11 protein-coding genes are annotated in these 14106 nt (G+C 59.6%); 9 read left to right on the top strand and 2 right to left on the bottom strand.

Going from position 1 to position 14106, the window contains the following annotated elements:
* Positions 1–164 precede the first annotated feature (164 nt).
* The 9 genes from NGJ21_RS15015 to NGJ21_RS14975 all read left to right on the top strand — a co-directional run bounded on the left by NGJ21_RS15015 (position 165) and on the right by NGJ21_RS14975 (position 9124).
* Positions 165–1637, top strand: coding sequence for a 2-hydroxymuconic semialdehyde dehydrogenase (locus NGJ21_RS15015; protein ID WP_251962315.1), 1473 nt, complete (start codon positions 165–167; stop codon positions 1635–1637).
* Complete coding sequence (locus NGJ21_RS15010) at positions 1634–2416, top strand: 2-keto-4-pentenoate hydratase (protein WP_196914178.1); 783 nt, start codon at positions 1634–1636, stop codon at positions 2414–2416. The genes NGJ21_RS15015 and NGJ21_RS15010 overlap by 4 nt, the downstream gene beginning before the upstream one ends.
* A gap of 10 nt (positions 2417–2426) precedes the next feature.
* Positions 2427–3197 carry a 2-keto-4-pentenoate hydratase gene (locus NGJ21_RS15005; RefSeq protein WP_039601368.1) on the top strand — a complete coding sequence of 257 codons (771 nt, stop codon included), beginning with the start codon at positions 2427–2429 and terminating at the stop codon, positions 3195–3197.
* Positions 3198–3200: 3 nt separating this feature from the next.
* Positions 3201–3632: a RidA family protein gene (locus tag NGJ21_RS15000; protein ID WP_012313899.1), complete on the top strand. Its 432-nt coding sequence runs from the start codon at positions 3201–3203 to the stop codon at positions 3630–3632.
* A gap of 64 nt (positions 3633–3696) precedes the next feature.
* Positions 3697–4644 carry an acetaldehyde dehydrogenase (acetylating) gene (locus NGJ21_RS14995; protein WP_115275228.1) on the top strand — a complete coding sequence of 316 codons (948 nt, stop codon included), beginning with the start codon at positions 3697–3699 and terminating at the stop codon, positions 4642–4644.
* Positions 4645–4646: 2 nt separating this feature from the next.
* Complete coding sequence (gene dmpG, locus NGJ21_RS14990; RefSeq protein ID WP_115275229.1) at positions 4647–5666, top strand: 4-hydroxy-2-oxovalerate aldolase; 1020 nt, start codon at positions 4647–4649, stop codon at positions 5664–5666.
* Positions 5667–5733: 67 nt separating this feature from the next.
* Positions 5734–6663, top strand: coding sequence for an alpha/beta hydrolase (locus tag NGJ21_RS14985; RefSeq protein ID WP_251962314.1), 930 nt, complete (start codon positions 5734–5736; stop codon positions 6661–6663).
* 84 nt (positions 6664–6747) lie between these two features.
* Positions 6748–8091: an OprD family outer membrane porin gene (locus NGJ21_RS14980; protein WP_174141690.1), complete on the top strand. Its 1344-nt coding sequence runs from the start codon at positions 6748–6750 to the stop codon at positions 8089–8091.
* Between the two features lie 157 nt (positions 8092–8248).
* Positions 8249–9124, top strand: a complete 876-nt coding sequence (locus NGJ21_RS14975; protein WP_012313894.1) for an alpha/beta hydrolase — start codon at positions 8249–8251, stop codon at positions 9122–9124.
* 604 nt (positions 9125–9728) lie between these two features.
* On the opposite strand, the gene NGJ21_RS14970 is transcribed toward NGJ21_RS14975, so the two are convergent.
* A complete protein-coding gene (locus NGJ21_RS14970; protein ID WP_080765855.1) occupies positions 9729–10301 on the bottom strand; it encodes a nucleotidyltransferase family protein in 573 nt (190 codons plus the stop codon).
* Positions 10302–10504: 203 nt separating this feature from the next.
* Positions 10505–14011 (bottom strand): AAA domain-containing protein, encoded by a 3507-nt coding sequence (locus NGJ21_RS14965; RefSeq protein ID WP_251962313.1) that lies wholly within the window; start codon positions 14009–14011, stop codon positions 10505–10507.
* Positions 14012–14106 lie beyond the last annotated feature (95 nt).

Raw genomic sequence — 14106 nt, 5'->3', positions numbered from 1 at the left:
CCACGGCCGTCAAGCGTACTGATCGAACCATTCACCCAGGACCGTTTGCGTTGCCCGAGCAACGCAAGCAGCGCTCGCCTGCGCCCGCGATTCGCCGGGCCAGGCCTGCAGCAATCACGCGAGCCCGCCACAGCTCGCTGTCAGCCGAGTCATCGAGGTCAGTCATGAAACACTATCGCAATTACGTAAATGGTCGTTGGGTCGAGAGCCCAAATACCTTCGAAGATATCAGCCCGGTAGACGGCTCCCTGGTAGCCCTGGTCCATGAGGCTGACGGGGACCTTGTGGACGAAGCGGTCAAAGCCGGGCATCGTGCCGTTGCCGGCGTCTGGGGCCGTACCACTGCGGCCGACCGTGTGGCCGTGCTGCGCAAAATTGCGGACGAAATGGAGCGCCGCCAGGCGGACTTCCTTGCCGCCGAGATGGCCGACACTGGTAAGCCGTTGTCCATGGCCTCCGTGATCGACGTGCCGCGTGGCATCGCCAACTTCCGCACCTTCGCAGACATACTCGCTACCGCACCGCTGGACAGCCATCGCCTGGACCTGCCAGATGGCGCCTACGCGCTCAACTACGCAGCCCGCAAGCCCTTGGGTGTGGTCGGGGTGATCTCGCCCTGGAACCTGCCGCTGCTGTTGCTGACGTGGAAGGTTGCGCCCGCACTGGCCTGTGGCAACGCCGTGGTGGTCAAACCTTCGGAAGACACCCCTGGCACCGCAACACTACTGGCCGAGGTGATGCAAGCCGCCGGCGTACCGGATGGTGTGTTCAACCTGGTACATGGCTTCGGCCCGAATTCGGCGGGCGAATTCATTTCGCGCCATCCGGACATCAGCGCCATCACCTTCACCGGCGAATCGCGTACCGGCACCACCATCATGCGCGCCGCCGCCGAAGGGGTTAAGCCGGTGTCGTTCGAGCTCGGTGGCAAGAACGCGGCGATCATCTTCGCCGACTGCGACTTCGACAAGATGATCGACGGCATGATGCGCGCGCTGTTCCTCAACAGCGGGCAGGTCTGCCTGTGCTCGGAGCGGGTGTATGTCGAACGCCCGCTGTTCGAGCGCTTCTGCACTGCCCTTGCAGAGCGCATCAAGACAATGAAGGTTGACTGGCCTCACGAAGCCGCGACCCAGATGGGGCCGCTGATCTCGTCCAAACACCGCGACAAGGTGCTGAGCTACTTCGAACTGGCCCGCCAGGAAGGCGCAACCTTCATTGCCGGTGGCGGCGTGCCACGCTTTGGTGACGCGCGCGACAACGGCGCATGGGTCGAGCCGACGGTAATTACGGGCCTGCCGGATGATGCGCGCTGCGTGCGCGAGGAGATCTTCGGACCCATCTGCCACATTTCCCCGTTCGACAGCGAGCGCGAAGTCATCGCCCGCGCCAACGACACCCGCTACGGCCTGGCCGCGACGGTATGGACCAGCAACCTGAGCCGCGCGCACCGCGTCAGCGAAGCCATGCGGGTGGGCATCAGCTGGGTGAACACCTGGTTCCTGCGCGACCTGCGCACGCCGTTCGGTGGCGCCGGCTTGTCCGGTATCGGCCGCGAGGGCGGCATGCATTCGCTGAATTTCTATTCGGAACTGACCAACGTCTGCGTGCGCATTGACCAGGAGAGCGAACAATGACCGAACGACATCAACAGGTGGCCGACCTGCTCGACCAAGCGGCAAAAAGTGGTGAACCGGTGTCGCCGGTGCGCGATCAGCTTGATGCCATCGCCGACGCCTACAAGGTGCAGCAGCTCAATACCCAGCGCCAGGTGAGTGCCGGGCGACGTATCACCGGGCGCAAGATCGGTCTGACCTCGCACTCGGTGCAGCAGCAGCTGGGTGTGAATCAGCCTGACTTCGGCACACTGCTCGATAGCATGGAAGTCAGCGACGGCGAGACGATCGCCTGGCCCCGCCTCATGCAGGCCAAATGTGAGGCTGAGGTGGCGCTGGTACTGGAACACGACCTGGACCGCGAGCAGATCGTGCTCAGCGACCTGCTGGCGGCTACCGCCTATGTGTTGCCGGCCATAGAAGTGGTCGGCAGCCGCATCGCCGACTGGAACATCAGCATCCTCGACACCATCGCCGATAACGCCTCGGCAGGGCTGTACGTGCTCGGCCAGCGGCCAGTGAAGCTCGGTGATCTGGACCTGCGCCTGGCCGGCATGGTCATGGAGCGCCGAGGCGAGCCGGTTTCATTCGGCGTAGGGGCCGCGTGCCTTGGCCACCCGCTCAATGCTGCACTCTGGCTGGCCCGTACCCTGGTCGAGGCGGGCACCCCGCTGCGGGCCGGCGACGTGGTGCTCAGCGGTGCATTGGGGCCAATGGTAAGCGTTGCGCCCGGTGATGTTTTCGAGGCACGTATCCAAGGTTTGGGCAGTGTCCGGGCCTGTTTCGATTCCGCTAGCTGAGGTGATCTGCATGAAAATTGAACGTATTGCCAAACGCCTCGACGATGCCGCCCTGTACGCCCAGGCCACGTTGCAATTAGGCGGCGAAGATACCGTGACCCTGGAAGAGGCTTATGCGGTTCAACGCCTGCTGATCGAGAAGCGCCTGGCCCGTGGGGCGCGCCAGGTGGGTGTCAAAATGGGCTTTACCAGCCGCGCCAAGATGGCGCAGATGGGCGTGTCCGACCTGATCTGGGGGCGGCTGACCTCAGATATGTGGATCGAGGAAGGGGGCAGCATCGACCTGTCTCGCTACGTGCACCCGCGCGTCGAACCAGAGGTGTGTTTCTTGCTGGGCAAGCGCCTTGAAGGGCACGTTACGCCGCTGCAGGCCCTGGCCGCTGTGGAAGCGGTGGCGCCGGCACTGGAGGTGATCGACTCGCGCTATTGCAACTTCAAGTTCTCGCTGCCCGCCGTGGTGGCCGACAACGCCTCATCGTCCGGCTTCGTGGTCGGCGGCTGGCAGCGCCCGGACACTGACCTGGGCAACCTGGGGCTTGTGATGAGTTTCGATGGCCGCGCGGTGGAGATGGGCAGCACGGCGGCGATCCTCGGCGCGCCGGTACGCGCACTGGTAGCAGCAGCGCGCCTGGCGGCGCAACAAGGCGAGGCGCTCGAGCCCGGCAGCCTGGTACTGGCCGGTGCGGCGACGGCGGCCGTGGCGCTTCGCCCAGGCGTAGCGGTGCGCTGCGAATTTCAGGACTTGGGAAGCGTAGCGTTTGAAACGCTGCGCGAGGAATAAGCCATGAGCGACAAATCGCAGACCCACGCCCGGGTAGTAGACGGCAAAGCCACACCGCTTGGGGCCTTCCCCCACGTCAAGCGTGCCGGTGACTTCCTGTTCGTCTCTGGCACCAGCTCGCGGCGCCCGGACAACAGCATCGCCGGTGCAGAGCCGGACGCCTCTGGGCGCATACGCCCATGCATCGAAGCACAGACCCGCGAGGTGCTGAACAACATCCGCGACATCCTGCGCAGTGTCGGTGCCGACCTGGAGGACGTAGTGGAAGTGTGCAGCTATCTGGTCAACATGAACGACTTCTCCCAATACAACCAAGTGTACGGGCAGTTTTTCGATGCCGACGGACCGACCCGCACCACCGTCGCCGTGCACCAGCTGCCGCATCCGCATCTGGTCATCGAAATCAAGGCTGTGGCCTACAAGCCGCTGCGCTGAACCAACTCGTAGATGTGCAGATATCACCCGATACGGTTGTCTGCACTGCAAAGGAGAAGAACAGATGTCATCTGCTCGCATACCGGTAGCGATCATCGGCTCTGGCAACATTGGCACCGACCTGATGATCAAGATCCTTCGCTGCTCCGATACGCTTGAGGTGGGAGCCATGGTGGGTATCGACCCGGCATCAGACGGTTTGGCCCGCGCTGAGCGCCTCGGTGTACCCACCACCGCAGGCGGGATCGACGGGCTGCTCGCGCTGCCCAATTTCAAGGAAATCCGCATCGCCTTCGATGCCACCTCCGCTGGGGCGCACAAGGTGCATGACAGCAAGCTGCGTGCCCATGGGGTACGCATCATCGACCTCACCCCTGCAGCCGTCGGCCCGTATGTCGTCCCGGTGGTGAACTTCGCCGAGCATGCCCACGAGCCGAACCTGAACATGGTCACCTGCGGCGGCCAGGCGACCATCCCGATCGTGCATGCGGTGGCGGGCGTGGCGCCGGTGCATTATGCCGAGATCGTCGCGGCAATCTCCAGTAAGTCGGCCGGCCCCGGCACCCGTGCCAACATCGACGAATTCACCGAGACCACCTCACGCGCCATCGTCGAGGTCGGCGGCGCGGCGCGCGGCAAGGCGATCATCGTGCTCAACCCGGCCGAGCCGCCATTGATCATGCGCGACACGGTGTATTGCTTCGTGCCGTTGGACGCCGACACCCAAGCCATCGTAGACGCGGTCGAGCAGCGCGTGGCCGAGGTTAACCGCTACGTGCCGGGTTACCGCCTCAAACAACACGTTCAGTTCGAGCACTTCACCGAGAACAACCGGCAGAACATCCCTGGCCTTGGCTGGAGCACCGGCATCAAAGTCGCGGTGTATCTCGAAGTGGAAGGTGCCGGGCACTACCTGCCGGCCTACGCCGGCAATCTGGACATCATGACCAGCGCGGCGCTGACCGTCGCTGAACGTATCGCCCAGGCGCAGTTCACTGATCAGGGGTTGTGAAGATGATCGACACGAACAAAAAGATCCATATCTCAGACGTGACCCTGCGCGACGGTATGCATGCCGTGCGTCACCGCTACAGCCTGGAACAGGTCGCGTGCATCGCTCAGGCCCTGGACCAAGCCGGCGTCGACAGCATTGAGGTCGCCCATGGCGATGGCCTGCAGGGTTCGAGCTTCAATTACGGCTTCGGTGCCCATACCGACCTTGAGTGGATCGCCGCGGTAGCCGCAGTGGTGCAGCGCGCCCGCATCGCCACGTTGCTGCTACCGGGCATTGGCACTGTGCACGACCTCAAGGCCGCCTACGATGCTGGCGCGCGGATCGTGCGCGTGGCCACCCACTGCACCGAGGCCGATGTCTCGCGCCAACACATCGAATACGCCCGGTCCCTGGGCATGGACACCGTGGGCTTCTTGATGATGAGCCACATGCAGACCCCGGCTGGCCTCGCCAGGCAGGGCAAACTGATGGAAAGCTACGGTGCACAATGCATCTACGTTGTGGATTCCGGTGGCGCGATGAACATGTGGGACATCGCCGAGCGCTTCAAGGCCTTGAAGGACGTGCTTGACCCAGCGACGCAGACCGGCATGCACGCCCACCACAACCTCAGCCTGGGCGTGGCTAACAGCCTGGTCGCCCTGGAGCACGGCTGCGATCGCGTCGATGCCAGCCTGACCGGCATGGGCGCCGGGGCCGGCAACGCACCGCTCGAGGTATTCGCCGCCGCCGCCGAGCGCATGGGCCTGAACCACGGCTGCGACGTGAAAAAGCTGATCGATGCCGCTGAAGACATTGTCCGTCCCCTGCAGGAACGGGTGGTGCGGGTAGACCGGGAAACGCTGGCCTTGGGTTATGCAGGGGTCTATTCAAGTTTCCTGCGCCATGCCGAGGCGGCCGCGGCCAAATACGGCCTGTCGACTTTCGACATTCTGGTTGAACTGGGCAAGCGCCGCATGATCGGTGGCCAGGAAGACATGATCGTCGATGTCGCCCTGGATTTGCTCAATCAAGGATGAACACTGCCACTTGGCAAAAATTCAATGAACTTGTGAACATCAATGCGCATGACAGGAAAGGCTTATAATGATTAACAAGACCGCTATTTCTTTGTTGCTGGCTTCTGTCGCCATGAATATCAGCGCGGCAGAACATAATATTGTTTGTAAAAGCCCACTGCCTGTACCTGCCCCGCAGGAGGAATGGTCGCTGTTCCAAGATACGGTAAAGCGTGCACCTGCGGTGATGGGTGACGTCCACCGTGAGTTTTATGGAAAAGGCTTGGACAACTTTGGGGACCTTCGTTTGCCGCAGGGCGAAGGGCCCTTCCCCGTGGTGATTGTTATCCATGGCGGGCGTTGGAGCGCTGATGTAGGCCTGGATTACATGGCGCCAGTCGCTGATATGCTGACCAAGGCGGGTTTTGCAACGTGGAACATCGAATACAGCCGGGTAGGCAGCTATGGCGAATGGCCCAACTCCTTCAAATCCGTTGCGGGGGCTGCTGATCATTTACGCGAACTGGCCAAAAAATACCCCTTGAATCTCAGAAGAACCGTGACACTCGGCCATTCTTCGGGGGGGCATTACGCTTTATGGTTGGCTGGGCGAAATCTGTTAAAGGCGCAGTCTGAGCTCTATGTGAAAAACCCTTTGTCGATCAGCGGCGTGCTGGTGCTGGACGGGGTTGTTGACCTGGCATGGCATGCTCAACTCCCTCGCGGCAAAGACATACAGCCGAAAGTGCTAGGCCACGTTCAGGGAAAGGAGTTGCAGGCGCGACTTCAGGAAGTATCGCCCACCCAGATGCCAATCATAAAGGTACCGCAGGTTTTCATTACAAACCAAAGCGACCGCTTCCCGTCCGTTCTTGATTACGTGAAGCGTGCCACCGCCGCTGGAGCCAACTCGAAGTATGATGCCCTGTGTTCTTCCAATCATTTTGTGCCCGTAGACACATCCAATGGCGAAGTGACAAAAAAGATCATCGAATACACGACCGAACTCGCCCAATAAAAAAAGCATTAGCCCGGCGCAATCGCACGCCGGGATAACCACCTCCCCTGCCTTTCCAAACAATAACAATCGAGGGCTACCTCTATGTCTGTCCGCATAAAAAACGTGGTCGCCATGTCATGCTTTTTACCTGGAGTGGTTTGTTGCTTTGAAGCACTGGCCGAGGCGAAAAGCGGTTTCTTCGAGGGAAGCTCTCTTACACTTGATACCCGCCAGTGGTATTCCAAGGAAATCGGGAGACGCAACACCGTATATCGGTATAAAACGGACGAAGGCCCGCAGGTTTCGCATGACCGAGTGGCCTGGCAGCAAGGTTTCAAATTGGGATTCGAGTCCGGCTACACCTCGTGGCCCGTGGGGGTAGGACTGGACCTTGCTGCCTATTCTGTCGTCGCGTTAGAACGCGACACGGGTGACGCTGCGGGGGGTAGTAACAGAATGCTGGTGAACAGCGATGGCGATGTACAACCTACATGGAGTCGCTTGGGCGTTGCCGCAGTCAAGTTGCGAGCCGCCGAGACCGACGTAAAAATCGGCCGTCATCAGGTGGCCACGCCTGTCATGAATTTTTCGGATACTCGTACTGTTCCTGCCTCTTTCGACGGGCTGTCGGTTGAAAGCTCATCCTTTGATGGCCTGGTGTTAAAGTCTGGTTACTTCTCAAAAATGGCGCCACGTTATGCTGCAGGCACCGAAGACATCGGACTGCAATACGCCATGCGCCCGGTCACCAGTGATTGGACCGCTTATTTTGGCGGGGACCACACTAGCGCGAACGGCTTGAAAACCAGTGTTTATATTTCGCGCATTCAGGATATTTGGGACAGGCAATATTTTGGCCTGGCACAGACATTCCAATCGAAAGGGCTCACCACATCGGTGAAGCTATCGATGTACAATACGAAATCAAGCGGAAAGGAAGAAGCTGGCCCTATCGATCAGCAGGCATTTGGTCTGGCCATCACCCCGCGCTTCAAGAACCACTCAGTGGAATTCGGCCTTCAGAAAATTGTGGGTGATGAATTCTTTGACTTCGTGAAAGAGTCAAATGCCATTGAGCTACCGAACACCATGGTTTCTTACTTTAACGGCCCGAACGAAACCTCCTTTCAGGTCAAATATATAAATGACTGGGCTGCTTACGGCGTTCCTGGATTTAAAAGCATACTCTGGCACACCCGGGGCTGGGGTATTGATGGAACGGGCTATGACGGGGGCCCAAAGGGGGTTTACACGGCTTCGCTGCTTCAGGACAACGAACGCCATAACGAAACCGGCCTTTTAGGGAGTTACACATTTCAATCTGGCGAATTAAAGGGTGGAAGTATTCTTGCAGGTTACGCTTGGCACCGCGCAAGCAGCCACCAGGCCGAGGGTAACTTTGATGAGCTGAGGGTTATTCTCAGAATGCCCTTTTCTATTTTCTAAGTGATAACGCTGCCCTATTGCTCGCTGGCGTTATCTTGCGCAGGGCCTGTACGCGCCTAAAGCGGCGCGTACAGGCTCAAGCGGGTATTTCCGTGACCCTGGCGGGCCCCTTACCAAGGGGCTGGCCTCCGAGAGTTCGTGCCTGGAGCATGCCTGCATGACAACCTTTCTTTACAACGACTTCACCACCACCGCCCAACTCGACGAGCAATACGACATCGAGGCCTCGGTGACGGATTTCGACGGCTATGTGCGGGAGTTCATCGCGCAAAGCCAGGCCGTGCGCGCCGAACTGCCCAACCAGTTGGACGTGCCCTACGGCCCGACCCTGGACGAGACTTTCGATGTGTTCTTCCCGCCACAGGACGTCAACGAGGCCCTGCGCCCGGCGGTCTTCTTTGTCCATGGCGGCTACTGGCGAGCGACCACCAGCAAGGAGTGGAGCTACGTCGCCAAGGGCCTGGCCGCGCAAGGCGTGGTCACGGTTGTGGAGAATTACACCTTGGCGCCGAAGGTCGCCATCGCCGAGATCGTGCGCCAGCACCGCGCGGCGTTCAGCTTCATGTGGCGCAACGCCGAACGGTTCGGCATCGACCGTGAGCGCATCGTCGTGGTCGGCCATTCGGCAGGCGCCCATGGTGTCGTCGAGCTGCTGGCCACCGACTGGGTCGGCGACTATGGCTTGCCCGCACAGCCCTACTTGGGCGCCATCGCGGTCAGCGGGGTGTATGACCTGCGCCCACTGCCGCACACCTTTCTGGCCAAGACGCTGGATTTTACCTGGCAGTCGGCCGAGGCTCTGAGCCCGATCCTGCACATTCCCCGGAAACTGGCACCTCTGATGCTGCCCTACGGGCTTCGTGAGACCGCCGAGTTCCGTCGCCAGACCATCGACTATGCCCAGGCCTGCATCGAGGGAGGCGTGCCGGTGGAGCTGCTGGCCCTGGATCTGGACCATTTCAATATCCTCGACGATCTGGCAGCAGGAAGCGGACCAATGTTTCAGCGGATCATTCGATGGCTGGGTTTGTAGGCAGTACTCAGCTTGGTGAACCCTGCGGGATTCGGCTTTCCGGCGATAGGGCCAGCATTGGCGCCCGTACTTCCAGGAAGCCAATCCACGTCAAAAGACACCACAACAGAAAGCCCGCCGCGGTGGTCATTTTTCACGCTGCACAGCCGTGAATTTTGACTGCCACCGCGTTACAAGCTGTTACATCGAACGGCCGAAAAAATCAGATTTAACCCCTTTCCTGTAGGGCATTTCCCAAAAATACTGTCGCCGCCCATTTTTCGTTGCACATGGCCAACGTGGATTCTAGTCTCGGCCGGTCGCTGCCAATTCAGCGACCGGTTTTGACAAATCGTCTTCGTTGTCCACATGTGCACACTAGTCATGGTGGCTGTACGTGCGGGCACCCTCTGGTGCGCCGAGTGCCAACGTCTCGGTCCGTCAACCCGCGTACAGCTGCCACCCCAATTGCTTGACGGCATTGCCGTGATAGCTCCAGCGTTCGACGTTGGAGTTCGATCATGCTCAAGATCGTTCCCGATCCGCCTCACAATCCGCACTCCCTCGAAGACACGCTGATGATGGCCACCGAAGAAACCGTATTCACCGTGGGCAAAACCACCTTCTAGGTAGAACCTGGAGGCGGCTCCCAGAGCGTCAGCGTTGGCCAAACATCCAACCAGCTTTTGGACTTGACGCGGTCTTGATAGATAGCTGCTTTATCCGTGGCGAACCTCCCTACTGGCCGGATGGTCAAGTCAAAAAGATCGTCGAGCCCCAGCGGCGCAGCGATTTCGAATGTTCCGTCCTCTCGTAGTCTTACCGCTACCGCCGTGGCGGTTTCTGGCCAGTAACGCATTGCATCGGTCGCCGATTGATAGGGCTCGTCGTCGTTCTGAACATGCATTCTCGCCTGGTTTTTCACAGACCACTGTACGTTCAAGTATTGGCCTCTGAGGATTGCTTCCAAAGCATCATCTTGTTCGGGGGTGCAGTTCATGCCGTCAAACCAGATAACGTCAACGTCTGTTGAAACCGGAGATGCTGCGTTACCGTGCAAATGATCCCAAACCGCGTTTCGAACGAAACCTGCTCCTATCCAGCAGTCGGGCAAGTTTAAGGAGCGTACAATTTCGAGCAACCTTCGCCGAACAGGGTCATCCGAAATAACTGCTTGGATTGTTGAAATATAGTCCACCTTGAAATCACCTTATCGAAGCTAGGTCGGCATCCACAGATGCGGTAGCAACTCCCCGATCCCACTTGCCCTCTGTGTCGGTAAGCGCGTCAACACGCGCTTCAGGTAAGAATTTAAGCGTCCTTCCAACCGTCCTGGATCACTAAGCCGGGGCGTCAAAGCCCCAGCTCTCAATCCCCCCGACAATCCGTGAAAAACCTTTTTCAACCCGAATAAGATGCCGTTCTTCTGGCCAGGCTGGTGCGATTGAGTTCGATCTCGTCATTCACGTCGACACCTCGATAAACCATTGAAGTCTCGTGACGGACGTAATCCCCTTCACGCTGAGCACTCAGCCAGTTGAATGAACCGACACACAAAAGACTCTGATCGGCCATGACGATCTTGCTGTGTACCTTATTGACGATACGAACAGGAATACCCTGGGTTTTCAACTCCGCCAAGGTAGCGTTGAACGCCGCGACCTTTTGCGGCTCACCCTGAGGTTTTCGGGTTGAAATTTCAGTATTGAGCTGCAGGTCGGTGAACACCTCGACCTTGACGCCGCGATCCACCGTTGCACGCATTTGCTCAAGCGCCCCTGTAGTGAACAGGCAATCCAACTTGACCCACGGCGTGATGATCTGAACCTGGTGGCTGGCCGTTTGCAGTGTGTCTTTCAAGAACTGGTCATGCTGCCACCAGTCGTGCAAATGACTTAATCCCGTGCTCGCGGTGTGCAAGTCTTGCCTGGGCTGATGCTCGAACTGCAACTCACTGGCAGGGTCGGCCAGCAGGTACTTCGCCAGTAGCCCGCGCGGTTTGCTGACAGGCACCTGACCCATCAGATCCATGTCACCAAACACCAGGAAGCTGTCCTTGGCCCGGGACACTGCCACATTGAGCATACTGTCGCGACGATCAATGAAACCGCCATCGGCATGCTTGGAATATACCGCCGAGAAAATCACTACCGGCCGCTCTGCGCCCTGGAACGAATGCACTGTACCGACAGTGATCTGGTCTGCCCCTTTTCCAGCGTTCAGGCCCAATGCCTGGCATGCCTCGGCGATGGCGCGGCTTTGGGCCCCGAATGGCGTTATCACCCCAACGATCTCGTGAAGCGATTTTTGCGGGTAGCACTGCTTCAGCTCATCTGCATGGGCGTGAAGCCACGCAGCAATGGTCTGCGCCTCGAACAGGTTTTGGCGGCTGCCATGGCTGTTTTGCTCACACAAGCCGTCGATATGGAGGTAGCCAAGGCCCGGTAAGCCTTCCTGCGCTGCCCGCCCCCGGCGAGGCAGCAGTTTGCCCTTGTAGCAAAGGGTATTGCAGAAGGCGATGATCGAGTCATAGCAGCGGCGATGCTCGTACAGGTACATACCCCGGGCAAGGTCGGGATCGTAGTGATAACGGCTGGTAGACTGAGCGATGGCCATCACGCTGCCACTTGCGGCACTGCGCCCGGCTTTGCAGAAGGCCTCGTAGTCCTCCTCGGCATGGGTGTGCGAAACCAGCCCAGCACTGGTGAGGTTGCCGATATCCACCTTGGCCGGGATCGACCAGATTGGCTCGATCTGTTGGGTGTCGCCGATGACCAGCGCCTGGCGAGCAAGGGCAAACGACGGCGCGGCGACCTCCGGCAACACCTGCCCAGCTTCGTCGACGATCAGCAAGTCGATGAAGTTGACCAGATAGTCGTCGATGTAATCACCGTCGTCGTAGCGCTTGCACGACAGCTCCTTGGGTAGCCTGAAAAAGGTCGAGACCACACAAGGCGTGAGCTTCATCCAACGGCGCCAGTTCTTGATCAGCGTCTTGGCACCGGTTTTCTTGCGGCTGTCGAGTATCTCCTGCAGCTCCTCGCTGACTTCCAATAGCCAACGCCCTTCCCAATAGTGGGTAGTCAGCAGGAATATTTCGAAACGCAGTGACGTATCGGCCCAGCGGTCGCAGTCCTCCAGAGTGGCCTGGGCAGCAGGCTGGCCGGCCGCATCAGCCAGCGAGCTGATCGCGCCATGCCAACCGTGCAGCCGCTGTTGTTCAGCCTCGAACAGTTGCTGAGCGGTTTGCAGCAGTTGGGTGAGCCGCTGATGCTCCTGGCCCGCTTGGGCCTGCGCAGCTTCAAGCCGCGTTTCGATTTCGCCCAAAGTCGCAGCGTTCTGCAGCTCGGCATCGGCGCCATCGAGCTGCAATTTGGCCAGGCGAAGGCGCTTGGCGGCAATGGGGCGAATCCAGCTGAACAGGCTGTAGAACAGTGACTCATGTGCCAGGTAATGCTTGAAATCTTTGAGCCGCTTCTGTGCAGTGCCCAGTTGCTGCAGCTGGTCGAGCTGAGCGGTTTGTCGGGCCTGCAGAGTGGCCTGTGGGTCATCCCCCAACGCAACGCGAAGCGCCTCCCGAGCGCGGACGAGCGCCGCCCACGCCTGCTCGATATCGGCAAGTTGCTGCTGGCGCGCCTTGATTTGCTGTTGCAGTAACCCGACCGTACGCTCGACATCGAGGTCTTGAACACCCGGGAAAGCCGCTGCCGCCTGTACCAAGTAGGCGTGCTTGGCCTTGTCCAGATAGGCGCAAGACTCCAACTCATGAAAGAAGCTCTTGGTCTGGTAGACACCGGAAAGCTCCGCTTCGGCCGATGCCTTCGGGAAGTAGGCGCCAAAGCTATTGATGCCAGGCAACCAACGGCCCGCCAACGGTCCGGTGCCCTCGGCAAAGTCTTTGCCGAAAGCCGCGATGATATTGGTCACCGCCTGGTTGTTGGTGGAACTGGCGACAATCACCGGAGGCTCGCCACCTGCCACAGCGGCCTTCGCCCAAAGCGAGGCGACCACCGACAGCACGAGTGTGGTTTTGCCGGTGCCCGGTGGACCATTGACTGCCAGCACATCGCCCGCCTGCCCGGCCACCAGATGCGCCAAGGCATCACGCTGGGCAGGGGCCAGTGCGTATTCGTCACCAGCGTGGCCCAAGCGCGCGGCAAAAAGGCTACCAGCGGGCAAGCAAGGCTCGTCCGGGCTTGGGTGACGTTGGGCGAAGCGCTCGAACAACGGGGCATCGGGCTTATGCTGACGCAGGTAGTCGTAGAGGTTGACGATGTTCTTGCTGAAGCCGTCAGGTTTGTCTTCTTTGAACAGCAAGCTGTACTTGGCCGGCTTCATGCCGTCTTCGGCCGCATCCCACCCCTTACCGACCTCACGGGCCATCCGCAGGCAGAACGCGTAAAACTTACGCCACTGTTCAAGATGCTGCTCAATGTCGATTATTTCCCCCTCACCCGGCGGTGTGAAAGCGGGCACCTCTTCGACCGACAAAAAGTCATCCAGCGCAGACTGTGCCCCGATGAAGAAAGTGTCCTTGTCCAGCGGCTCAAGAATGTCACGCGGCACTAAAGCTTGTGTGGTCGGGTAAAGGCGCCCATCACGGCACACCAATACGGTACAGATCAGCGGGGTGACCGCTGCAGGCAAGCCCGTCCGAACCTTGCCGTGCTCGCGCTGTGACAGATAAACCCAAGGGCGCAGCGTGACTTTTATGGTCGAAGCGTCTGGCGCCTCATCGGCAAACAGCTTGGCTGCAAGTTCTTCTGGCAAACCACCCTTCTGCACATGCTCCATCCCGACCGGGGTGAGCGCTTCGGCTTGCCTGGAGTTGAGCGCGCCATTGCCGTTTTCAGCGTCGGCGAGGGAGGTGCGCCAGTAATTGGCGAGTTTTAGGGCGTAGTCGTTCATCGTCCTGATCTGTTACGGACCGGCACTCAATGTTGCGGTCGAAAGCGGATGGGGTAACGCTGCACATTGGTGAAGCGCGCCTGGATCCGGATGGT

Source organism: Pseudomonas sp. Marseille-Q5299 (assembly GCF_943737035.1).
In the GTDB taxonomy this organism is placed as follows: domain Bacteria; phylum Pseudomonadota; class Gammaproteobacteria; order Pseudomonadales; family Pseudomonadaceae; genus Aquipseudomonas; species Aquipseudomonas putida_E.
The sequence above is the reverse complement of the archived record's forward strand: the minus strand, read 5'-3'. Positions and strand labels throughout refer to the sequence as shown.